The organism is Lactiplantibacillus daowaiensis (assembly GCF_005405085.1).
In the GTDB taxonomy this organism is placed as follows: Bacteria; Bacillota; Bacilli; order Lactobacillales; family Lactobacillaceae; genus Lactiplantibacillus; species Lactiplantibacillus daowaiensis.
The window spans coordinates 23,155-45,965 of the sequence record NZ_BJDJ01000019.1; the positions used below are offsets into that span (position 1 = coordinate 23,155).

23 protein-coding genes are annotated in these 22,811 nt (G+C 43.1%); 2 read left to right on the top strand and 21 right to left on the bottom strand.

Annotated elements, in window-relative coordinates; translation table 11 throughout:
* Window positions 1–8 precede the first annotated feature (8 nt).
* The gene (locus FFM75_RS11065; protein ID WP_137629242.1) at window positions 9–581 is read left to right on the top strand and encodes an NADPH-dependent FMN reductase; all 573 of its coding nucleotides are present in this window, start codon (window positions 9–11) and stop codon (window positions 579–581) included.
* Window positions 582–619: 38 nt separating this feature from the next.
* Here FFM75_RS11065 and FFM75_RS11070 read toward each other — a convergent pair whose 3' ends face one another.
* From FFM75_RS11070 to FFM75_RS11110, 9 genes are all read right to left on the bottom strand, one after another.
* The gene (locus tag FFM75_RS11070; RefSeq protein WP_137629243.1) at window positions 620–1,210 is read right to left on the bottom strand and encodes a histidine phosphatase family protein; all 591 of its coding nucleotides are present in this window, start codon (window positions 1,208–1,210) and stop codon (window positions 620–622) included.
* 115 nt (window positions 1,211–1,325) lie between these two features.
* Window positions 1,326–3,470, bottom strand: coding sequence for an L-type lectin-domain containing protein (locus FFM75_RS11075; RefSeq protein WP_137629244.1), 2,145 nt, complete (start codon window positions 3,468–3,470; stop codon window positions 1,326–1,328).
* 163 nt (window positions 3,471–3,633) lie between these two features.
* Window positions 3,634–6,192 (bottom strand): ATP-binding protein, encoded by a 2,559-nt coding sequence (locus tag FFM75_RS11080; protein WP_137629245.1) that lies wholly within the window; start codon window positions 6,190–6,192, stop codon window positions 3,634–3,636.
* Complete coding sequence (locus FFM75_RS11085) at window positions 6,189–7,271, bottom strand: carbamoyl phosphate synthase small subunit (protein WP_137629246.1); 1,083 nt, start codon at window positions 7,269–7,271, stop codon at window positions 6,189–6,191. Before FFM75_RS11085 ends, FFM75_RS11080 begins: the two co-directional genes overlap by 4 nt.
* Window positions 7,272–7,303: 32 nt before the next feature.
* Window positions 7,304–7,834 carry a bifunctional pyr operon transcriptional regulator/uracil phosphoribosyltransferase PyrR gene (gene pyrR, locus FFM75_RS11090; RefSeq protein WP_137629247.1) on the bottom strand — a complete coding sequence of 177 codons (531 nt, stop codon included), beginning with the start codon at window positions 7,832–7,834 and terminating at the stop codon, window positions 7,304–7,306.
* A gap of 165 nt (window positions 7,835–7,999) precedes the next feature.
* Window positions 8,000–8,923 carry an RluA family pseudouridine synthase gene (locus FFM75_RS11095; protein WP_137629248.1) on the bottom strand — a complete coding sequence of 308 codons (924 nt, stop codon included), beginning with the start codon at window positions 8,921–8,923 and terminating at the stop codon, window positions 8,000–8,002.
* 24 nt (window positions 8,924–8,947) lie between these two features.
* Window positions 8,948–9,397, bottom strand: a complete 450-nt coding sequence (lspA, locus tag FFM75_RS11100) for a signal peptidase II (RefSeq protein ID WP_137629249.1) — start codon at window positions 9,395–9,397, stop codon at window positions 8,948–8,950.
* A 253-nt stretch (window positions 9,398–9,650) separates the two neighbouring features.
* Window positions 9,651–11,306, bottom strand: a complete 1,656-nt coding sequence (locus FFM75_RS11105; protein ID WP_137629250.1) for a formate--tetrahydrofolate ligase — start codon at window positions 11,304–11,306, stop codon at window positions 9,651–9,653.
* A 101-nt stretch (window positions 11,307–11,407) separates the two neighbouring features.
* On the bottom strand, window positions 11,408–11,788 hold the full coding sequence (locus FFM75_RS11110) for an EbsA family protein (protein WP_137629251.1): 381 nt from the start codon (window positions 11,786–11,788) through the stop codon (window positions 11,408–11,410).
* Window positions 11,789–11,821: 33 nt separating this feature from the next.
* Between FFM75_RS11110 and FFM75_RS11115 the strand changes: the two genes are divergently transcribed.
* A complete protein-coding gene (locus FFM75_RS11115) occupies window positions 11,822–12,208 on the top strand; it encodes a ribonuclease HI family protein (RefSeq protein WP_137629252.1) in 387 nt (128 codons plus the stop codon).
* Here the strand turns inward: FFM75_RS11115 and FFM75_RS11120 are convergent.
* From FFM75_RS11120 to FFM75_RS11175, 12 genes are all read right to left on the bottom strand, one after another.
* Window positions 12,205–13,311 (bottom strand): NAD(P)/FAD-dependent oxidoreductase, encoded by a 1,107-nt coding sequence (locus FFM75_RS11120; RefSeq protein WP_137629253.1) that lies wholly within the window; start codon window positions 13,309–13,311, stop codon window positions 12,205–12,207. The genes FFM75_RS11115 and FFM75_RS11120 overlap by 4 nt on opposite strands.
* Before the next feature lie 213 nt (window positions 13,312–13,524).
* Complete coding sequence (locus FFM75_RS11125) at window positions 13,525–14,841, bottom strand: GH25 family lysozyme (RefSeq protein WP_137629254.1); 1,317 nt, start codon at window positions 14,839–14,841, stop codon at window positions 13,525–13,527.
* A 369-nt stretch (window positions 14,842–15,210) separates the two neighbouring features.
* Window positions 15,211–15,813: a nitroreductase family protein gene (locus tag FFM75_RS11130; RefSeq protein WP_137629255.1), complete on the bottom strand. Its 603-nt coding sequence runs from the start codon at window positions 15,811–15,813 to the stop codon at window positions 15,211–15,213.
* Between the two features lie 140 nt (window positions 15,814–15,953).
* A complete protein-coding gene (locus FFM75_RS11135) occupies window positions 15,954–16,421 on the bottom strand; it encodes a Dps family protein (RefSeq protein WP_137629256.1) in 468 nt (155 codons plus the stop codon).
* A 63-nt stretch (window positions 16,422–16,484) separates the two neighbouring features.
* The gene (locus FFM75_RS11140) at window positions 16,485–17,447 is read right to left on the bottom strand and encodes a hypothetical protein (RefSeq protein ID WP_137629257.1); all 963 of its coding nucleotides are present in this window, start codon (window positions 17,445–17,447) and stop codon (window positions 16,485–16,487) included.
* The gene (locus FFM75_RS11145) at window positions 17,444–17,662 is read right to left on the bottom strand and encodes a hypothetical protein (protein ID WP_137629258.1); all 219 of its coding nucleotides are present in this window, start codon (window positions 17,660–17,662) and stop codon (window positions 17,444–17,446) included. The genes FFM75_RS11140 and FFM75_RS11145 overlap by 4 nt, the downstream gene beginning before the upstream one ends.
* 173 nt (window positions 17,663–17,835) lie before the next feature.
* Window positions 17,836–18,444 carry a response regulator transcription factor gene (locus FFM75_RS11150; protein ID WP_137629259.1) on the bottom strand — a complete coding sequence of 203 codons (609 nt, stop codon included), beginning with the start codon at window positions 18,442–18,444 and terminating at the stop codon, window positions 17,836–17,838.
* A complete protein-coding gene (locus tag FFM75_RS11155; protein ID WP_414672088.1) occupies window positions 18,441–19,559 on the bottom strand; it encodes a sensor histidine kinase in 1,119 nt (372 codons plus the stop codon). Before FFM75_RS11155 ends, FFM75_RS11150 begins: the two co-directional genes overlap by 4 nt.
* The gene (locus tag FFM75_RS11160; protein WP_137629261.1) at window positions 19,546–20,304 is read right to left on the bottom strand and encodes an ABC transporter permease; all 759 of its coding nucleotides are present in this window, start codon (window positions 20,302–20,304) and stop codon (window positions 19,546–19,548) included. Before FFM75_RS11160 ends, FFM75_RS11155 begins: the two co-directional genes overlap by 14 nt.
* Complete coding sequence (locus tag FFM75_RS11165; protein WP_137629262.1) at window positions 20,301–21,188, bottom strand: ABC transporter ATP-binding protein; 888 nt, start codon at window positions 21,186–21,188, stop codon at window positions 20,301–20,303. Before FFM75_RS11165 ends, FFM75_RS11160 begins: the two co-directional genes overlap by 4 nt.
* A gap of 134 nt (window positions 21,189–21,322) precedes the next feature.
* Window positions 21,323–22,237 carry a prenyltransferase gene (locus FFM75_RS11170; protein ID WP_137629263.1) on the bottom strand — a complete coding sequence of 305 codons (915 nt, stop codon included), beginning with the start codon at window positions 22,235–22,237 and terminating at the stop codon, window positions 21,323–21,325.
* 198 nt (window positions 22,238–22,435) lie between these two features.
* Window positions 22,436–22,792, bottom strand: a complete 357-nt coding sequence (locus tag FFM75_RS11175; RefSeq protein WP_137629264.1) for a hypothetical protein — start codon at window positions 22,790–22,792, stop codon at window positions 22,436–22,438.
* Between the last annotated feature and the right edge of the window lie 19 nt (window positions 22,793–22,811).

Sequence of the window (22,811 nt, forward strand, 5' to 3'; positions counted from 1 at the left end):
AGATTCTGATGACATTAAAATTAGTTGGTTTAGTTGGCAATAACGCCCCCATTTCTTATAACCGGACACTCCTAACCTATATGCAAACCCATTTTGCTGGTGATGCTGAAATTAGCTTGGCCGAAATTAAAGAGTTACCGCTATTCAACGAAGCTGATTTAGCCGAAGTTCCAGCCAGCGTTCAAGCTTTAAGTGATCAGTTAGCGGCCGCTGATGGCATTATTATCGCGACCCCGGAATATGATCATGCGATTCCGGCAGCCTTAAAGAGTGCGATTGAATGGCTATCCACTGCGACGCATCCATTCACCACCAAACCAGTGATGATTGTCGGTGCTTCACTAGGGATTCAAGGCACGGCCCGCGCTCAAGATAATTTGCGGCAAATCCTAAACTCCCCTGGCGTCAATGCCTTTGTTTTACCAGGCTATGAATTTTTATTAAACACTGCTAAAGCACAATTCGATGCTGAGGGTCAGTTGACGAATGATAAGACCGTGACCTTCTTGGAAGAATGTTTTAGTCACTATTTGAAATTCGTAACCGACAATTTGACTGATTTAAAACTCGTTCGCAACTAATCCTTTTGCCAAAAAAGCACGCCAAGTGGCGTGTTTTTTTAGTTAACTTCAACATTATGACTGCCCGCAAATGTAAACTGATCGTCTGCGTACGTGAATTTTAAAATCGCACAATTATTAAGCACGATTTGTTGCTCAGCAATCTCGGCTGGCGTTAACCATTGGTTGAGAAACATAAAACAGGCACCTGCATGACTGACCGCCAAAACTTGCTGATGATCCGGTTGGCGCATCAACGTCGTTAATGTTTTGACCATCCGCGCCTGAACTTGTTGCCCAGATTCACCTTGATACTGCACAAAGAAGTCCCCGTAACCGGCTTGGCCAGGTCTAATCGTTGGATTAAGCACTTCACTTTGACCTTCAAAGACCCCAAAGTTCCACTCTTTAAGTCCTTTTAGTCGCTCATATGGTTGAGATGTAACTAATTCTAATGTATCCACCGCACGTTCTTGAGTCGAACAATAAGCGTGGTCAAATATCAACCGCTGAGACGCAAAATACTGCCGAACACGTTTGGCATCGGCAATGCCTTGCGCCGTTAATGGTGAATCACAAGCCCCTTGGATGCGTTTCAGCTGATTAAATAAGGTTTCACCGTGACGCATTAAGTATAATGTTTTTGCCATTTAAGTCATCTCCAAATATGTAACCGTTAACATTTATAATTCAAGTGTACTGATGTCAACGATACCATTCAACAGTAAAGCCTATTTTTTATCAAAAAAAGACTAATCTTTTAGATTAGTCTCCATTTGGTGTATTATTTAACGTCCAAGTAATCACTGTTTTATACTGTCCGGGAACAGCATTAGCTTGCAGATTCATAAAAATACCACGCTTCGTATCCCATTGTTGATCAACATCATGCTCATCGCGCTCACTAGTGGTTTGATGTTGCTTGATTAGCACATTGCCATTAGTCAATGGTTGATCTTGTTTGCCATCGTTAAATACCACGTCCCCAGCCAACTTCTGACCAGTATCAGTTTTAGGCGTGGTCGCTGCCGCCTGTAATTGCCACTGACTGCCTTTGCCGCGATCATCGCTCACAACCACGTTCCAGTCATCACGTCGGGCAACATGCTGCTTAGCCCGACCGTCAACAATCGCCGGTTTAAACGAGCTAGTTGCCGCAGCCGTTTTAATCATTAAGTGACCTGGTGCAACTTTCAAATTCGCTTGAACTTGATTGGTAGTCGTGCCATCTTTATCGGTCACAGTTAAGGTAAGCTTATTTTGGCCGACTTTTAAGTTCTGATTTGGCACCGTCAATTTAAACTGCCCCGTCTGTGGATTGACCCAAGTTAACTTATATTGCTGATTAGTGAGTTTTTTACCGTCTAATATCGCACTGACCGTATCAAACTGCGTCGAGTCCCATGCCGGTTGTGCATTATCACGATAAGCGATAGTCCCGGTTATTTCCGCATCGGCTTGCCGTTTTAAATCTAGCGATAGATTATCCGTTGCAGGATTACCTAGTGAGAGGTTTAGCGCCCGACGTGGCATGACTTGATAAGCTGGTGTTATCATCTCAGCAATATAATTATCGCCGTTAAAAATTTGGTTGACCACTGGCATATGATACGATTTAACATCATCATTTTCAGCATGACCAACTAGTGAAATCTGTATCACATTCTGTTGCGTCGACAGCGGCTGCTCAAGACGTAACCTTAAGTGGCCCGCTTTAATATCTTTTGCAGTAATCGTATCCTGTGTGTGCCCACCCATGAACTTAATATTACCAATATCCAACTTAAAATGTGGGTCTAGTGGCAGGTTCATCCAAATATTGGTCCAAGGCTGCGTGCCATTAGTATAGTTCAATTTATATTGATATTGAATCTTACGACCATCGATGACTTTATCACCATCGATAATTGGTTTGTTCGTTTGTAAGTCGCGCACACTCATTTCCGCTTTAATATCCATTATATGCGGAACCGATTCAAAGATAACTTTAGCATCTTCATAATTAGCGCCCGTTGCGCCGGTAAATCCCCAATAAACGCGATTATCAGTTGCATTTAATTTATTCAAGTCAACATCAGCGGTCTGACTCCGAGCAATCGTCGTTGGCATCCCAGTATCTGGATCTTTATCATCAATTGTATAAGTCAACTGACCAATACGGGGCTTACCAACCGGTGCCCGCCACTTTAGCGATAAATGATGCCATTTGCCATCACTAAGCTTAATGTCATTAATCGGGTTTTGGTGAACCATCCCGTAATAGTGATTACCAAAAAGGCCAAAGAAAAAGCCATTAGTACCACGGTCCACGTAAGTATGCGTATCATCAGGATAATTAGCAGCGATATGTTGACCAGCTGGTTCACCTAGATCGAACGCATGCGCGTAACTTTTATCCTGATTAGAATAAGTATCAAATTCTAACGCCCAACTATTCCGAATCGCTGACGTCGCAATTCTATTCGGTTTACTATCACCTTGATCTTGTCCCCACACGCCCAGAGATTGTCCATCCGAAGCAATCGCAGCCACACCACGCGGGTCATTATGCAAAACGAGTGCCATCCCGTCACCAGCATCTTGACCGCGATCACCAAAATTAATCCACATTGAAGTTTCCAAGTCATGTGACAAATCCAAGCGAAATTCCGGCTTCGACCAAATCGCCCCTAATTGACTTCGATTATTCGTCACATTGATCACATCTGGTTGACTACTAAATTTACCATTGCCTTTAATTAATTGCGCACTGTTTTCTTTTTTTAATTTTGGATCAAACGCTGGAATCTTAAACACTTCACGTAAGCGCAATCCTGGCGGCGACTCTTCTGAGTCAACAGTTGCTGCACGTCCTGAAACACCTAGAAAGATAACAAACAATGCCAATCCTAACCCAATTATTTTTTTCAAAATATTAACCTGCTTATAATAATTTATAGTCACAATTAATAAGTCTAATATAATTATAATCATAAGTAAACGTTTAATTACTTACAAAGTATACCGGGTAAAGGTTGGCTTGACAAGGACAAATAAAAAGAACCAACGAGTCAACATCGTCGGTTCTTCAAGTTTAAAAATCGGTACTTTCATTACCGGCATTTAATGCCGCTAACGCTTCACGCAACGTGGCACCATGGGCAATCACGGTACCCGTCGCATGACCGGGTTCGCCAGTAATTTCATCCCCAAAAATCTGCAACTGATTATACGGGAACGTATTAGCTTGAACAAAAATCTTATTCAGTTTCGTTAAATCTGGATAATCATACATGACTTTTTCAAGTGGCTCGCCTAACTTAACATGTAACAACAAGCGCGTCACGCTCGAACCACTCGCTTTACTAATCAACGCCATCTTAGCTAAACTCATTGGTTCAACCGTCGCTAATCGTAGCGTCGCGTCAACAATCGTCAACCGAACCGTATAGACGCCCGGTGTCCCGTAGCTCAAGACCCGTTGCTTGATCTCAGCTTGTAAAGCCTCAATCGCTTGATTTTCCGCCTTATCCTGGATTGGAAAGACCGCGACTGACCCATGGACCCCAGTCCGTAAGTTATTCCCCGCAATGACTTCACTAATCCCAAAGATTGCGACATCATTGCCGTCAGAAATCACTTCTACCGCTGGTTGATCGTTAGTTTTAATCTGTTCTTTAGGCAAACTATTATCAATTTGAATCACATGAAACCCCAGGTCAATCAATTTACGGCCTAAATGATAATCATGATAAGTCGTAAAGATGACACTCGGTTTTTCAATCGCTAAGACGTTTAAAATATCCGAAACTTGTTTAGGCTCCACATAACGTTTAGCAGCCAATTGCGGCGTCATCGCGACACTATTAGGGTTAGCATTAACTAGAATTGGTTGATAATCTGCCTTTTTTAAGTAAAACAATAATTGGGAGACCAAGTAATCATTCCCATGGTTCGTCCCGATACGATTAGCCCCACTACCGATTACTAACGCTTTCTTACCCGTTAATGGCTGACTTTCATTGTCGTATTCATACGTCGAATAGTACGTGTTCGTTTGCTCCGTGAATTCACCCGCCGTTGGTTCAATCTCTTTAAAGGTGGGATGAATCTCATTTTCCAAAGCAAAATGGCTAACTTTGTCCGGTGTCGTCTGCCAAGCATCGGCCGCATCTTCATCGGTAAAGCCAAAGTACTTCGCACGACCCAAGGCATGCACATCAAATGGATGGTCCCGTAATGCTTTTTCAATCTCGATAATATGACTAAGTTTATAAAAGTAAAACGCATCGATTTTTGTTAGCTCGGCTAATTCATCAATTTGATAGCCACGATTTAACGCTTCCAAAAGCACTAACATCTGACCAGCTTGCGGATGGATCAATCGTTGAATCAATTCACCTTCCGAATACTGTTGCGGTTGATTGGCAATCACATGATACCGTGATTCATCCGTCGCCCGCATGCCTTTTAGTAGCGCTTCTTCAGTTGAACGGCCAATCCCCAGTACGGCCCCTGTTGATTCCATCACCGTATCCAATTGATGGCTAACCTTTTTCAAAACATTAAAGGGCCAAACCGGAATTCGACACACAATGTGGTCTAAAACGGGTTCAATCAAAGCAGTTTGTTTACGGTAGTTACTAGGTAATTTGACTTCCGCCAAACTGACCCCGACCATCAAACTCGCTGAAATCGCCGCTAATGGATAACCAGTGGCACGCGCCGCTAAAGCCATGGCCCGGTCAAAGTACGGCGTCACTTTAATGACATAGTACTTCTGAGTCACTGGATCCAATGCAAATTGCACATGACAAGGACCAACAATACGCATGGCGCGCATGATCTTCAATGTCGCTTGTCGAAACTGTTGATATTCCTGATCAGTAATCGTTTGCGTCGGCGCAAAAACAATTGAATCAGCCGAATGAATGCCAACTGGATCAAAGTTTTCCATCCCAGCAATTAACAAGGCCGTGCCTTTGCAGTCACGTAGCCCGACGAATTCGATTTCTTTATAGCCAACAATACTTTGTTCGACAATACATTGCTTGGTTGCAGAGACTTTAAAGCCCATCTCTAGTGCTTGGGCTAAATCATCTTCGTCTTCACACAGTTGTCGACTGGCTTCAATCCGCGGGGCGACTGATTTCACGATCACGGGAAACCCCACATGACTGATAACTTGGTCAGCTTCAGCTTGACTCGCCACGACTTGTGACGCGATGACTGGTTGGCCTAGTGCTTTGAGTCGATTACTCATTAAGGCTGGATTAATGATCAAATCAATCATATCAGCATCCCACTGGAGTAACCGAACGTGATTATTTTTCAAGACATTATTGCGAATCAAGCCTTGAATCAAATTGACCCGTTGAATCCCACCCAGAGACGGAATCAAGCCATCTGGCTGTTCGTCCGCAATAATCTTCGAGAGTGAGCCAACTGTTAGTGGTTCCAAATAAACTTTATCTGCAAAATTATTTTCAGCGGCTACCGAAAAGGGATTGTTATCAACAAAGATAACGGCGATGCCTAACTTACGAATCGCACTCCCAATCTGGGTCACTGCAGCGTCATGTTGCCCTTCACGGCCAATATCGTTGTGACCAGCACCGATGATTAAAACTTTTTGTAAGGCTTGATTGTTCACCAGATTGGCCCCCTTGCTTGTTGCATTGATTCCACAAACTCATCAAAGATATCTAACGCATCAGTTGGACCCGGTGCACCATCTGGGAAGAATTGGACTGAAAAGGCCGGAAAATCACGATAACGCAACCCTTGAATCGTCCCATCGATTAAATCGACAAAAGTGGTAATCAACTTATTCCGGTCAATCGTATCTGGATCGACCGCAAAGCCTTGACCTTGTGACGCATAAATAATCTGGTTAGTAATGACTTCACGAATCGGATGGTTGGCACCGTGATGCTCTGGCGACAACTTCATAATTTGCGCGCCATTAGCCATCGCAAATAACTCATGCCCTAGACCAATGGCAAATAATGGAATCCGATTTTGAATATTTTGAATCATGGTTAAAACACTGTCCGGTAAGTCTTGTGGCTTACCAGGTCCAGTTGATAACACGACCCCATCCGGATCTAAATTAATGATTTCTTCAGTCGTTGCCGTGTACGGCAAGACCGTGACGTTGCAAGCGCGTTTACTAAGTTCACGCAAAATACCATGTTTAAGGCCAAAGTCAACCACAACCACGTTTAATCCAGTCCCAGGATTGGGAAATGGTTTAGGCGTTGCCACTGCAGCAACTTGTTGGTTGGTCAATACGGTTGCACCTAATTGATCAAACGCATGCGCATCGGCGACATCCACGATACTGGCCTTCATTGGCCCACTAGCCCGCAAATTCTTTGCCAAGTGCCGCGTATCAATATGACTGATGCCAGGAATGTTTTGTTGCTTCAAATACTGGTCGAGCGACCAACGACGTTGCCGGTTGGTTGAAATACTAGCGACATCGCGCACGACCACCCCTTTTACCGTTGGTAGAATCGATTCATAACTGTCATGGTTAATCCCATAACTACCAATCGTTGGCTGGGTAAAGGCAATAATTTGATTATGATAAATTTGATTTGTAATAATTTCTTGATAGCCCGTCATGCTGGTGTTAAAAACGATCTCCCCAGTTGACACTGCGGGCGAACCGAATCCTTCACCGAGGTAGGCACTGCCGTCTTCAAGAATCAAATAGCGGTCTGCCATGTCGATCCCTTCTCACTTTTTGACATAAAAAACTAGTTATCATTAATAATTTCAATACCATCATGACCATCAACTTCAGTCATCGAGACTTTAATGCGTTCTTGGCGCGCCGTTGGAATGTTCTTGCCGATAAAATCGGCGCGAATCGGCAATTCACGGTGACCACGGTCAACCAGGACCGCCAAAGAAATACTTTGTGGTCGCCCACCACCCATTAACGCATCAAGTGCCGCACGAATCGTTCGACCAGTAAACAAGACATCATCAACTAAGATCACGCGTTTACCAGCGACTGAAAACGCCAATTGATAATCGGTTGGTGCTAAAGCAGCATCTAAAGGTTGGTCATCTCGAAAAGCGGTAATATCAAGTTCACCGACCGGGATTTCTGCATCTTCAAGTTGTTGCAACCGTTCAGCGATTCGTTGCGCGATATAAACGCCGCGGGTCTTAATCCCGACTAATACCACGTTGCGAATCCCTTTATTTTGTTCAATAATCTCATACGTAATCCGTGTCAAAGCTCGTTTAAGAGCCATGGAATCAACAACTTCTTTTTGCATGATTTGCCTCCAATTTCGATGTTCGTGAATTTTAGAGTCGGTTGCCGGTAAAAAAAGAAGACGATCGGACAAAAAAGCTGCCACGACCGTCAACGAAAGTTATTGTAAACAGTGTTGCCTTTCAGTCTCTCTGGGCCGGATTAAAGGACTCTCATTACTGTTAGATTAATGATTCAAATCACTTTTGTCAAGCTTCGTCAACGTAGCTTTAAAGATTGGCGGTAACGGCGCTTCAAACTGCATCATTTCACCAGTTACCGGATGTTTAAATCCCAATAACCGCGCATGTAAAAATTGACCATGCCCTTTAATGGTTTTCTTAGGCCCATACAACGGATCACCAACAAGCGGATGCCCAATTGATTGCAAGTGGACTCGAATTTGATGTGTTCGGCCAGTTTCCAAGCGACAACTAATCAACGTGTAGTGTTGATAGCGTTTCAATACCTTGAAATGCGTAACAGCTGGACGCCCATCACGCACAATCGCTTGTTTCTTACGATCTTTAGGTGAACGACCTAACGGGGCATTAATGGTACCAGTCTCTTCTTTAATGACTCCATGCACCAAAGCGACATATTCACGCAAATTCGTCTTTGCCTTTAATTGTGCCGCTAGTGATTGATGCGCATGATCATTTTTAGCAACCATCAATAAACCAGAAGTATCCTTATCAATGCGATGCACGATACCAGGCCGAAACTCACCATTGATCGTGGATAATGGGCTGTGGTATAACAACGCGTTAACTAGGGTATGATCTGGATGGCCAGGTGCTGGATGCACGACCATCCCTTGTGGCTTGTTGACGACAATCACATCATCATCTTCATAAACGATATCCAACGGTATATTTTCTGGAACCAATTCAGTCGTTTGAACCGTTTGTGCCGCCACTTCAATCACATCGGCCGATTTAACTTTATATTTACTAGGCTGTAAATTACCATTAACAGTAACTTGTTCAGTTTTAATTAATTTATCAACTTGTGACCGGGTCCAAATCGTTTGTAGCCCAGCGAGTACTTTATCGAGCCGACCAGTTTGATCAGTCACTGTAAAGGTTTGTGCAGCTGTTGCTCCTGCCAAATTAGTCACCTCTTTAAATCAAATTTATTTATCAAAAGTATCATCACGTAAAACAGCGATCAGGACTAAAATAACCCCGACTGTTAAACATGTATCTGCAAAATTAAAAATTGGGAAATTAATAAAATCGAGTTGGAACATATCGACAACATAGCCGATTCGAACGCGATCAATAAAGTTTCCTAAAGTGCCGGCAATCATAAAAACAATGCCGAGTTCATACAATCGGTGCTCGCGTAACCGCCATAGCAAATACACCATGACACCAAGGGCGACCACTGAGATTAAATAAAAGAACGCCATCTTCCCTTGCAAGATGCTCCAAGCAGCCCCATTATTATGCAAATTTGTTAATGACAATAAGCCTGGTACCACCGTTTGGGTCGCACCTAGGGCAATATGATTAACAACTGCCGATTTGATTAATTGGTCACCGACGACCAAGACAAACATTAAACACCAATAAATCCACATTTTCTGCTCCTCACAATCCGCTAAACTTGTTTAATTATACCAAAATAATCTCAGCCTGTGAGGATGCTAAACCGGAATCTACGGATTAATTTGCACCTTTTCAGCACCATACTCGCCTGAATCAATAAACTAACCTTATCACGCTCTGCCGAACAAATGTTCTGATTTACATAAAAAACATAATCTTTACATCCATTTAACCGACAGTAAAAAAGCCGATGCACACGCACATCGACTTTCGTTTAACTTTGACTTAGAATAACCCTGAAATTTGACCATCATCGGTAATATCCATATCCAAGGCAGCCGGATGTTTTGGCAAGCCTGGCATGGTTAACACGTTACCGGTCAACGCGACGATAAAGCCGGCACCCAACTTCGGCACTAACTCACGCACATTGATCGTAAAATCAGTTGGTGCGCCCAACAACTTGGGATTATCACTTAATGAATATTGCGTCTTAGCCATGCAGACGGGTAGGTTCCCCCAGCCACGCTTCGCAAAGGCTTTTAATTGACGCTTGGCCTTACCAGAATATTCAACATTAGCGCCACCATAAGTCTTCGTCACGATGGCCATGATTTTGCTTTCAAGATCATCAGTTGCTGCATACAACGGCTTAAAGTCACTTGGTTGATCAGCTAAGGTCACGACGGCTTGAGCCAAATCAGTCGCCCCAGCACCACCTTGACCCCAAACATCGGCCAAAATAGCGTCAACACCAAAATCGGCACAGTAATCTTTAACCGCTTGGATTTCGGCCGGCGTATCAGCGGTAAATTCATTAATGGCAACCACCACTGGTACACCATAGCGTTGCATCGCCTTAATATGGTGCCCTAAATTAGCAGCCCCACGCTTCAAAGCAGCGACATCTTCTTGGCCCAAATCAGCTAAGGCAACGCCACCATGCATCTTCATGGCCCGAATCGTTGCCACGATCACAACGGCATTGGGGGCTTGACCCACCGCGGGAACATTAATGTCCATGAACTTTTCGCCACCTAAGTCAGCCCCAAAACCAGCTTCAGTCACCGTATAGTCCGCCAAGTTCAAGCCAGCTTGCGTTGCCAGCACACTGTTACACCCATGCGCAATGTTCGCAAATGGGCCACCATGAACTAAAGCGGGGGTATGGGCTAAAGTTTGCACCAAGTTAGGCCGTAATGCATCCTTTAGTAATAACGTAATCGCACCACCGACTTTTAAGTCAGCGACAGTAACTGGTTGTCGATCATGCGTGTAACCAATCACGATTTTATTGATTCGCCGCTTTAAGTCAGCGATATCTTCAGATAAACATAAAATTGCCATCAATTCACTGGCAACCGTAATATCAAAACCATCTTCACGCGGAACGCCTGAAGTTGGCCCGCCTAAACCAATCAGCGTATGGCGCAAGGCACGGTCATTAATATCCAGTGCCCGCTTCCATTGAATCCGGCGTTGGTCGATGCCTAATTCATTGCCTTGTTGAATATGATTATCAATCAAGGCTGCTAACGTGTTATTGGCCGCAGTCAAGGCATGCATGTCACCAGTAAAATGCAAGTTGATATCTTCCATTGGGATGACTTGTGAATAGCCGCCACCAGTTGCGCCACCCTTCATCCCCATCACTGGGCCTAACGAAGGTTCACGTAATGCAATCATCGTTGATTTGCCAATCTTGGTTAAGGCATCGCCTAAACCAATCGTAACCGTCGATTTACCTTCACCGGCTGGGGTGGGGTTAATCGATGTTACCAAGATCAATTTACGCTTCGTATCCTTAACCGGTAGCGGTAATTTTAGCTTAGCCTTCGCGCTACCGTATTGATCGATTTGATCGGCAGTCAAACCGGCTTTAGCCGCAATTGCCGTAATGGGTTCTGGTGTAACTTGTTGTGCAATCTCAATGTCCTTCATGCAATTCCGTCCCTTCTAATGTTGTAAATTCATTATAACCGTTCTATAACAAAATGTGAACGATTCTTTCTTCTCTCAGCCATAAAGTTCGGATATTTAGTTTATTTAGCCAATTCAATTAATTTATTTCGACTCTTCTTCGTCATTAAAAAGCGATACTGATTGTGATCAATTTGAACCTCAACCCCACCACGAATAGCGGTAATCCGTTCTAACTGATCACGTGGAATCACCAGCCATGATCGATTGAAGACCGAACTAAAAATCATCAAATTGCGATCAATCGACACCCGCCGGGCCGTAATTTGAACCGCCACTAAAACAATAAAGAGCAAGCCGATTAAGACAAATTGCCATTTAAACGTCAAGACTTCGAGCCACCAAATAATGCCAATCATTAAAACTAGTAAAGTCCACGACCAAACCGTTAGACTTGATAAGAGATTTGGTTGATACTTAAAGGTATGTTTAGAGTTACTCACGTGACAAAATTCCTTTCAAATGGAGCGATTAACATGCAATTATATACCGATGCTGCGACCAGTCCAGACACCCAACACAGTGCTGCCGGGATATTACTTATCGAAGACGGTCAACAACACCAATCAAAACAACGTTTACCAATCAGTGACAATCACACCGCAGAATTTCTAGCCGCCATTGCCGGTTTTAAAACATTATTAGACGAATACGGGCCTGATCAGTCAGTATTCTTTTATACTGACAGTAAAATCGTCGCTGAAAGTGTTAGTAAAGCTTACAGCAAAACCTTTGCGGTTGAATTACAAACGTTACTACATTTACAAGACCAATGCCAAGTGGTGATCACCCAGTGGATTCCAGAAAGTCAAAACCACGGTGCCCATCAATTAGCACAGCAAGGCTTACATTTACAAGCTTAGTCAGCTTCTTCTAAATAAGTTTCCACTGGTAATTGATATTGGTTCCAATCATGATGACCAGTTTGGACGTAATCTGCTAACAACTTGCCAATCATCGGCCCAGTCGTTAACCCTGATGACCCTAACCCACTGGCTACTAAAATATGCGGATTGTCTGGTATGGGACCAAAGAATGGTGAAAAGTCCGGCGTATAAGCGCGTGTGCCGACCTTAACTTGGCTAATCTGATCCATCGTCAAGTTAGCATCCAATTTTTGACCACTGGCAAATAAATCTTCTTCAACTAACGGTGAAACTTGTAAATCATAGCCTTGATCATTTTCATGTGTCGCACCCACCACTAACTTGCTACGGGTAAACGGAATAAAATCACGTTCACCTTCTGGCATCAATACCGGTACATCATCGGCCCACGTCTCAGGCAATTGAAATTCAATCAATTGCCCTTTTTGTGGTCGTACTTTTGCGACCATCCGCATCGGTAAAAGCAGTGGTTTCAGCCAAGCACCGACGGCTAAAATCAATGTGTCATAATTTTGCTGGCCATGAGGTGTCATTAATTGACCATGTTCATTCAAGGTGACTTTGCCTTTATGCCGCACTAAATTCCGTTTTTCGGCATACTTCAACAAGTTATGGGCAAACTTGTCACCATCAACGCGCGCGCCACCACTAACAAAAACCCCTGGTTGTGCACGCGTTAACAGCGGAATTCTGTCAGCAACTTCAGCGGCTGTTAACTTCTCAATCGTGCCCATTTGCGGTGCATCTGCACGCCGTTGTAATGCTAATTGATATAACGCTTCTAAATCAGCCGGATCTTCACGGGTGACGATTGTTCCGGCTTGTTGATAGACAGAATACCCCATCTGTGTATCCGCAACAATCTCTGGATACAAAGCGGCGCCAGCTTTAGCCAGTTGATACCAGCGTTGATTACGTCGCTTAGATAACCAGGGTGAGATGATCCCTGCGGAATTCTTAGTTGCTTGGCCAATGCCTTCATCATAAATCGTTACGTTCAAGTCCGGGTCGGCACTCAAGTAGTACGCTGTGACTGCCCCAACAATGCCACTACCAATGATTGTTACTTGTTTTTGCATCTGACTCTACCTCCACAACCGTTCTTAGTCTTATTTTAGCATACGCCAATGACGATGCCTTAGCGATGAAAACTATTTTAATTTTTATGAAAACAATTCGTCGCTAATCGCGCGGTTAGTCATCAATTGTGATCGCCAAACAAGTTAATCGATTGAAATGGCCAAATAAAAAAATCCCAACTAAGATTCAACTTAGTCAGGATCTCAAGATAATTATTTGGTTTTAACGTAATTGTGTAATGCTGTCACATAATAACCGTCGCTTGTCTTAAAGTAACGTGAACCACTCGACCGTTTGCCATTTGAGGTAACCGTCAAAGTCGTCCCTTTGGCAACCTTGCTAGCCCGTTTCGACTTGCTGAACGTTTTACTACTATATTTATAAAGCGCTTTGGTTGTTTTAATCTGCTTACTGCTTGGAACGGATTCATAATAAGCGTGGTTTGAAATTCGAACTTGCGCGGTAATGTAGCCACCACTTACTTTAATACGGTAGAGGTTCCCATATTTGACGACTTTACCCGTCAATTGTTTGCCTTTCGCGTATGACTTACCCGTCTTCTTCGTGAGTGCCACATTGCTATAAACATTGGCCTTCTGACGTAACTTGAAGGAACCATGTTGGCCGATCCAATAGCCATCAACGTATTGCGATGCGACCCATTTATTCAAGCCAGACAAGTAAACCAACTGTTTAGATTTACCAGTTGTCACTGACTTAGTGGCCGTAATTTTGTAAATCTTTTGTTTAGCCGAACTTAGAATCGTCGTGCCATCATAATACTTCGTCGCTGCTTTGTGTAAATAAGCATGTTGACCAGCACTATAACTACTATAGGCATAAGTCGTTGAACTTGTTCCTAGCCACCAACTTAATGGATGATATTTCGACACTGAGGCTGATGCATATAAGGAATTATCCACATATTGACCTAACGATGACAAATAATAGCTATCCGTGTATTGCCACAAAGAATATGTAATGGTTGGCTTATATGAATAATTCGCAATCCATTGGGCATCAAAGCTTTGACGGGCCGTATTGGCATACGTAGTGGCAAAGCTTTGATAAGAATAGAAGATTAACTTTTTGTTCGTTAATTTGCGCATTTCTTTATACCACGCCTTAACCGCAGCATTGGCAGTACTGCTACTCATCGAAGTCGTTTCAAAATCTAACACATAAAACTTTGTATTTTTATTGGCCCGTTCGTATAATGCCTTGGCTTCTGCCGTAGCACCTTTGGTCGTTGTAAACGTTGCATAATCATATGAGCCAAATGGCACCCCATATTTCACATACAGACTTTCATTACTCGTATGATCGATATCTTCATAACTAGTCCCATATTGCACCCGGTTGATGACAAAATTAGCTTGTGACTTCAAGTTTTTAACTTGGGTACTGGTCAACTTACCTTGCCATTCGGAGATATCTGGCACCGCCGCATTCGCTTTGGTCGCGATGCTTAGCGTCAATAAGCATCCGAGGGCTGCTAATAAGAGCCCCCACTTTTTTTTAACTTTCACAATCACTTCACCTTTCCCTGGATAAATTAATTAATACCACAACTTCCATAGTAACGATAAAGTGTTTTAATCCTGACACAATCAGTTATCAATCCATTTACAAGCTTTTTACAGGCTAAATCATCTATTAGACGAATTGTTTTTAGCATACCAGTTTTATAATTCATAGTATTAACAATTCATTCAACCCTGTGATAGTACTATTCTGACGGTATCAGTTGGGTTGTAACATCCCCTGGAGAACGTGGGTCAACTGGTTTGATTTCAATTATTACTTTATTGCTTGCGTATTACAAACGTTAAAAAAATGACACCTAATCACCAACAAAGTCGGCAATTAGGTGTCATTCATATTTTAATTAAGCTAGTTTATTCAAAAATCTTGAAACGATCCGCATCGGCCATAAAGTCTTTGTCACCAGCACCGGCTTCAATAGAACCAAATGGCATTTGCGCACGTAACTTCCAGTTAGCTGGAATATCAAACGCAGCCGCAACTTTAGCATCAATCAGTGGATTGTAATGTTGTAAGTTAGCGCCTAATTTATTTTCAGCTAAGCTCATCCAAACACTATATTGGGCATTCCCTTGTGCTTGTTCAGCCCAATCAGCGAAGTTAGCGGCATATAATGGAAAATCAGCTTCATTTTGTTTGACAACATCAGTATCCGTGAAATACAAGATTGTCCCATAAGCGGCTTTGAAACCATTCAACTTTTCAACGGTCTTTTGGTAAGCGGCTTCGGTTGGGACTTCTGACTTCAAGCGATCAGCGGTCATATCCCATAATTGATCATGATATTGGTTAAATAAGATGACGGCCCGAGTCGTTTGGTTGTTAAACGCTGAGGGGGCATTCTTAATCGCATCTTCAATTAAAGTCACTAATTCAGCGTTAGTTGGCTTAACATCCTTGCCTAAAGCATAAATCGTCCGACGTTGTTGTTGTAAAGCTGTGAATTGGTTTTCCATTATGATCAACTTCCTATCTGTTTTTTAATTTGTAAACTTAGTATATCACTTACTTTTTGTAAGTAAATCATTTAAGATTATTTTTTTAATACAAAGCTCGCTAACCATTGATATGCCAATCGTTAGCGAGCTAATCTTTTTTATTCGTCAATCTGTGGCGCTTGATCTAATTCAGCTTGAAGCATCCAAATCCGCTTTTCAAGATCGCGCTTAAAGCCAATGAATAAATCTTGTGTACTTAAATCTTGTTCCTCATCTGAAACGTCAATCCCATGCTGATAAACGTCGGCCAAATAACGATAATCACTGATCAACGTTTCAAAGCGTTCTGGTAGTGTGCGGTCCCAGTTACCAGGTTCATCACTAATGCCAGTATGGGCTGCCATTTCACTCAAAGTTGAATATGGTGAGCCATCTAACGTGATCAAGCGTTCTGAAATCACATCCAATTGATCATTGATTTCATCCATATATTGGTCCATTAATGGATGCAACTTTAAAAAATTGGTGCCCCGCATGTACCAATGTGTTTGATGAATAACCATTGCTAGTTGACTTAAATCAGCGACCAGTTGATTCAACGTTGCTTTTGTTTGTGCATATTTCATAACCCAAATCACGCTCCTTCATTTAGTAAGTTAAGTTTACGATGAAAGCGCTATATGCAACAACTATTTGGCATTCTCTTTTTTACTTGGCCGCAGCTTGGCGACTTGTAGCCCACTATAGCTGATGACTAATACGGTGACACCACCGATCAGGTCATGAAACGGTACATTAGGTAGTAATTGTTGACTTAATAGTGGGCCACCGCTTAAAGTGAGTAGCCCAATCAACGCTCCCAATCGATAATGATCAGGGCCATCAAATTGCTCGGCTGACCAACGTAACATCAAATAGCGACTCAAATAAAGTGAGCCGCCTAATGTAACCAGCGCAACACCAATCGTGATAAACGGACGTAACGCTAACCAATTGAGGGCCGATTGCATCGACTGGGTTGTCGTGGTCATTGATGTATTACCAATCATTAAATAACCGCGCCACCAAACTAAGCCACTCACGAGACCAGCCAACCACCAATTGGCTGTCAATTGACCAATTAACCAGCTGATAGCGATCAATACGCCGCTTGTTAGTGCTAGCGCTAAACTGGACCATCCTAGCCAGGCCACTGGCATATATTGCAAAAATCGACTCGGTACTGCAATCAAAATCCAAACGTAATGGCCAAGTTGGCTTAGTAAAACCGCGCCAATCAATGCCACTAATTGTTGACCTTGAACCACCCATAATTGTTGGCGCGTCGCCCCTAAGTTCAATAAAAACTCATCATAATGGGTTTGTCGACCCCAAAAGGCCAAACCCAAACCACTCAGCCCAGCAGCGAGATAAAACCAATGATCTGGACTGATATCCATTTGCATCTGTTGATATTTCGCCGTATCGAGTCCCGCATGAAAGAACTGTAAATAATAGGCTGGCACATGCTGACTAATTTGAGTCATATGTTGCCATTTAGTCGTCGCCATGATAGCTGTAACTAGCCCTATCAAAATGATTACCCCAAACAAGATGCCAAACCACCAACGTGTGGCATGCCACCATAATTGACTCACGCGTTTTGTCGTCATTTTAAATCATCTCCCCAACCTAACTTTTTACCAATAACAGACACTATACTTGTTACTAACAAACCTAATATCACTAACTTAGTTTCATCATCATTTACTGGCTTGTACTTAAACCAAACGCTCACTAAACCAAGCCAACCACTCAATTGGCGTATTCGGCCAATAAAACGACGTCGTAACTGTTTTTGGGTCACGATTGGCATCGGTAATCGCATCCACATCCCCCCTGGCTACTTTATGTGTACTAGTCTAACTAGTACATTAGAGAAATACAAGTAGAATTACATCAACCTAGCTTGTGTCAGTTGGTTTAAACGATACGATTGCCAATTTAACAACAAATAAGCGTCAAATCTCGTTATGATGTCAACGAAATTTGACGCTTACTTTAAGCCAACCATTTATTATTTTTGGCAATTTTAATGGCTTCTAACCGATTATGCACACCCAGTTTGCTAAAAATAGCTGACAAATAATTGCGTACTGTGCCCGCTGATAAAAATAAGTTAGCCGCAATACTTTTAGTCGGTAACCCTTTATCAGCTTCAGTCAGAACGGCTAACTCGCGTTCCGTGAGCGGATTCGTGCTTGCAGAGAACATATTCACCACGAGTTCAGGCGCATAGATGGTTTGTCCTTGGACCACTTGCCGAATCGCAGCAATTAAGTCATCACTAGGACTATCTTTTAACAAGTAGCCCGCAGCTTGCGCTTTAACTGCCCGCTCAAAGTAAGCCTTTTGCGCAAAAGTGGTTAAGATGATCACCTTAGTGGTCGCATTGGCGGCCTGCAAACGATCAGCGACATCTAGTCCAGATAAGTCGGGCATCTCAATGTCTAAAATCGCGACTTGCGGCTGTAGTCGCTGTAAGTCATCCCAAGCAGTGGCGCCGTCACCAGCACTGCCAACCACGTGTAGATCATCTTCTAATTCTAACAATTGCGTCAGTGCAGAATTCAACATACTCTGGTCTTCAGCTAAATACACCGTAATCATTTGGTCGCCATCTCCTTAGGTAAACTGAGCATCACACAAGTGCCATGTGTTTGCGCTTCAATCGCAAACGTTCCATGAGCGTTCAACATCCGCGACCGCATCCCAGTGATACCATTGGCGCCCGGACGACTCATGGTGCCACCCTTGCCATCATCCAGCAACTGGACTTGATAGGCCGTATCAGTCATTTTAAAAGTCAACTGCACGGTTTGCGCATGGGCGTGACGGATCACATTAGTGATGGCTTCAACTAAAGTCGCCGCTAACGTGCCCTGCACAGTCGTCGGCCATTGGGTCGCATCGGCTTCACCAGTCGTCGTCAACCAAACGTTGGCAGCAGCCAAATTCTGACTTTGATCCAGCAACATTTCACTTAGCGACCGTTGGTGCAGATCATTGACGATCGACCGCACGATTTGTAAATTTTGGCGACTGGTCTGCTCAATATCCGTTAATTCCGCCGCCACTTTATCAGGTGCTTTAACTAGTAACTTCTTCGCTAATTCGGTTTTCAAGGTAATCATCGAGAAACTCTGTCCTAAAGTATCATGCAAATCCCGGGCAATCCGTTCGCGTTCATCCCGCTGAACAATTGCTTGCAAGCGACGATTCGTTTGGCGCAATTGGCGTTGCCGCCAAACTGAACGTGAAAAGGTATACGCCATAATTGGTGACAATAACGGAAAGACTAGCCCCATCACCTTACCATCTTGCCAACTAAAAAGCTGGGCATCTAACCAGTAGTCGTGTACTAAACCGGCTAGGATGATAACATAATACACCGTAATGAATTGGTAAAACCGATTTTTCGCTTGCCGACCTAAAATAAAGCCTACTTGCCAGCCGGGAAAAATAATCATGTAATTATTAGCCCCAAAAATTGAAAAGATTCCCGTTACAACTAGTTCCAGTGGCATCGTTACCCGTTGCCAAGCTGGCTTTTCAATCACTAAAATATACAGCAGTAAGAAAACTGCAAACAAGCTAAACCAAACATAAGTCTGCCAACCCGTTATCGGTAAATACATCGCGATCGAATATGGCAAGTACGCCAGCCAGATATAGCTGGTCCACGTTAGATTTTTAAACTTTTGCGTCCATTTATGCACTGACAACCCCATCACTCCGTTTTAGTAATAACTGGACGCCGCATAAAACGATGGCTAACATGCCGACAATCCATACGCCAGTCCCCCAAATATCAGTTTTTACTAGTGTACCATGGGTTGCCACCCGGCCCAACCAATCATTTACAAAATACGTCGGCATTAATTTACCGATAGGTTGTAACCAGTTTGGCAACATACTTATCGGCCACCAAAGCCCACTAATAATTGCCATTGGAAACGTGATAACGTTACTCAAAACACTTAGCGTTTCAGCCCGTGAAACAAAAGACATTAATACACCGAGTAATAGCGTTGGTACCTGGCCTAAAATCGCGATGCCGCCGATACTTAGCCATTGTCCGAACGTCAAGTCAACGTGATTGACGATTACAGCGATAGTGCCAAGCACCAGCACGGCCAAAACATTCATCAGTAAACTCCAACACCCAATCGATAAGTAGTATGGCTTAACGCCAGCTGGTGTCAAGCGGGACCATTGTAAGATACCAGTTTCACGATCGCGCAATAGAATCGATGCGATGCCAAATAGCGCATTGATCGTGCCACTATAAACCATCATGCTGGCCATATATTTCAGATTAAAGCTCGTCGGCACATTGCCGGTAACCATGACTTTTGTAAATAACAAGTAAAATCCTGCTGGCATTAAAATTGAGAAGAATTGAAATGAGAAATTACGTAAGATCAACCGACGACCATCAAATTTTAGTTGTACTAGCCAAGTTTTCATGCGACTGCCCCCTTAGTCAAATGAACAAAAATATCTGCTAATGATTCACGTTTAACGGCTACTTGTTTTAATTGTGCTAAAAATGGGACTAACGCCCCCAAAGTCGCATCACCAGCTTCACTACTGATTTGTAATTGTAAACCAGTCTTAGTCACGGCAGTTACTCCCGGCAAGTCCATAAACGTTGCGGCTGGTAGCGCCGTCTGACAAGTGATTTCAACTTGTTGATATTGCTGTTGGAGGGCTTGGAAAGTGCCCTGAAAAGCAATCTGCCCTTTCTGTAACAAACAAATCCGATCCGCGACGGCTTGAATTTCAGGTAAATAATGGCTCGTAATAATCATGGTTTTGCCTTGTGCTTTTAAAGCGTTGATTCGTTGCCAAAAGGCTTGTTGCGCATTGGTATCCATGCCAACAGTGGGTTCATCTAAAAATAGCAAGTCGGGATTACCAATTAAAGCTAAGGCAAACGTGACTCGTCGTAATTGCCCGCCCGACAATGCATTCAAACGCCGTTTGGCTAACGGTGTTAGCTCCAATTCTGCCAATAAATCAGTTGGCTTTAACGCATTTGGATATTGGACCGCCGCTAGTTCTAACATGTCTTTAACGGTCACGCCGCGAATCGGTAAATCGCCTTGCAACATCGACCCAATCTTTTGCTTGGAAATCATTGAACCTGGCCGTTGGTCAAAAACGGTCAATTGCCCCTGTTTGACTGTTCGTAAGCCTAATAACAAGTTCAATAAAGTTGTTTTACCGGCCCCATTTTCACCGATCAAGCCAATAATCTCGCCTGGATGAATCGTTAAATCAACACCGGATAAAACGACTTGTGCCCCATAATTGAATTGTACTTGTGTTGCTTGAATAATTGGTTTCATTGTTCTGACCCCCTCATGGAATAACCTAAGTGTAGCAAGCACTCGCAATCACGAGTAGACACGTTTGTCATGACTTCAATATGACAATTGTCACAAAAAAATCGCCTGAACGATTACGCTCAAGCGATACGCCTTTAAAGCCAAGCCCCCATCACAAACAACACTGGATAGAGGATAAAAAATAGTGACGCACTTTTCACAGTACTCATAAAAGTCTGTTGCTTATCTTGGACCTTGAAAAATGGTCGCATCCCTCGCCACATCAGCGGTAACAATAAGACCGCAAACCCAGTACTTAATGGGGCGATCCGCAAAACTAAGTTCACTAATGGCCAGAGGCTGCCGAGAATGACAAATGTTTGAATCAACTTAACCGACCCGGCTTGACCTAGATAATAAGCTAAGGTATAGCGGTGATTCAAAATATCTTCTTCACGATCAGCGGTATTATTCGCCAACTGAATCGTAAAGAAAATCAATGTCAAAGGTAAACACAATAAAAACGTGACCCCCACTGTCGACCAAGTTAAAGGCCGCTGACCATACGTTGAAACGACCACACAAGTTAGTTGAATCAAAAACGCAATCGATAGTGCGACGACCGTTTCACACAATGGCGTTGCGTTAATCGGATGGGGTCCTGCGGTATAAAAGATACCAATCAAGTAGCCGCCGATGCCTAGCAATAAGACGAGCCAACCGGTCCGCAAGACCAACCAAATCCCTGGCACTAACGCCAGTACGTACAAGCCAATTGCTAATTGACCAACACCCTTAGTTGGTAACTGCAAACGACCAATCGGATTCGTTTTTTGCGCGTAGCCTTCACGATCCACCGCATGCTGATAATCATAGTAATTGTCGGAAACATTGACCGCTAAATCAAAAATAAATACGGTCACTAAACATAATAAGACGTTCACCCAATTGACGACCCCTAAGTGATACTGGGCAATTGCCACCCCTAAAATAAACCACATCACATTTAGTGGTGCTGTATAAATTTCTGTTAATTCATAAAAAACTGGCCAAGTTAACCATCGCCGCATACGAATGCCCCCATTATTCAATCCACTTTTCTTCTAGCATACGTTACTGGAGCGCGTTTGCCTAACAAATTCACTTAGTAAATGATTGATGAATTTCAATCTAGTTTACATAATTTTAATTATTAGTAGTAAAAATGAAACCAGTAAAAAAGTCAGTTGTAACTTAACAACTAACTTTATTGTGCCCTCATTTAAACGCTACTGCCGTGCCTTCATAAACTGATAACCCCACAACGTCACCAACACACAAAATAGCAATGCAAAACAGTCGCCAAAGTTAAAGTGTGGCGCATATAATGGATTCTGAAAAAACGTGTAGACAACGACCGGTAAATACATAAATAGACTTTTTAAAGCAACTTGTTTATCTGCCGCAGTCGTCGCTTGATGGGCTTGCCAACGTGCTAAAACTGCCAACAACCAGGCCAGCATCTCTGCCGTTAACACTAAGACCATCGCACTTTTAGTTTGTTGATACGCCGAATACATGCCAATCAACAACACCCCATAGACAAATCCGACCAGCCCTTTAGCTTGTACCAAGCTTTTCATCATTCAATCCCCTTACGTCGTT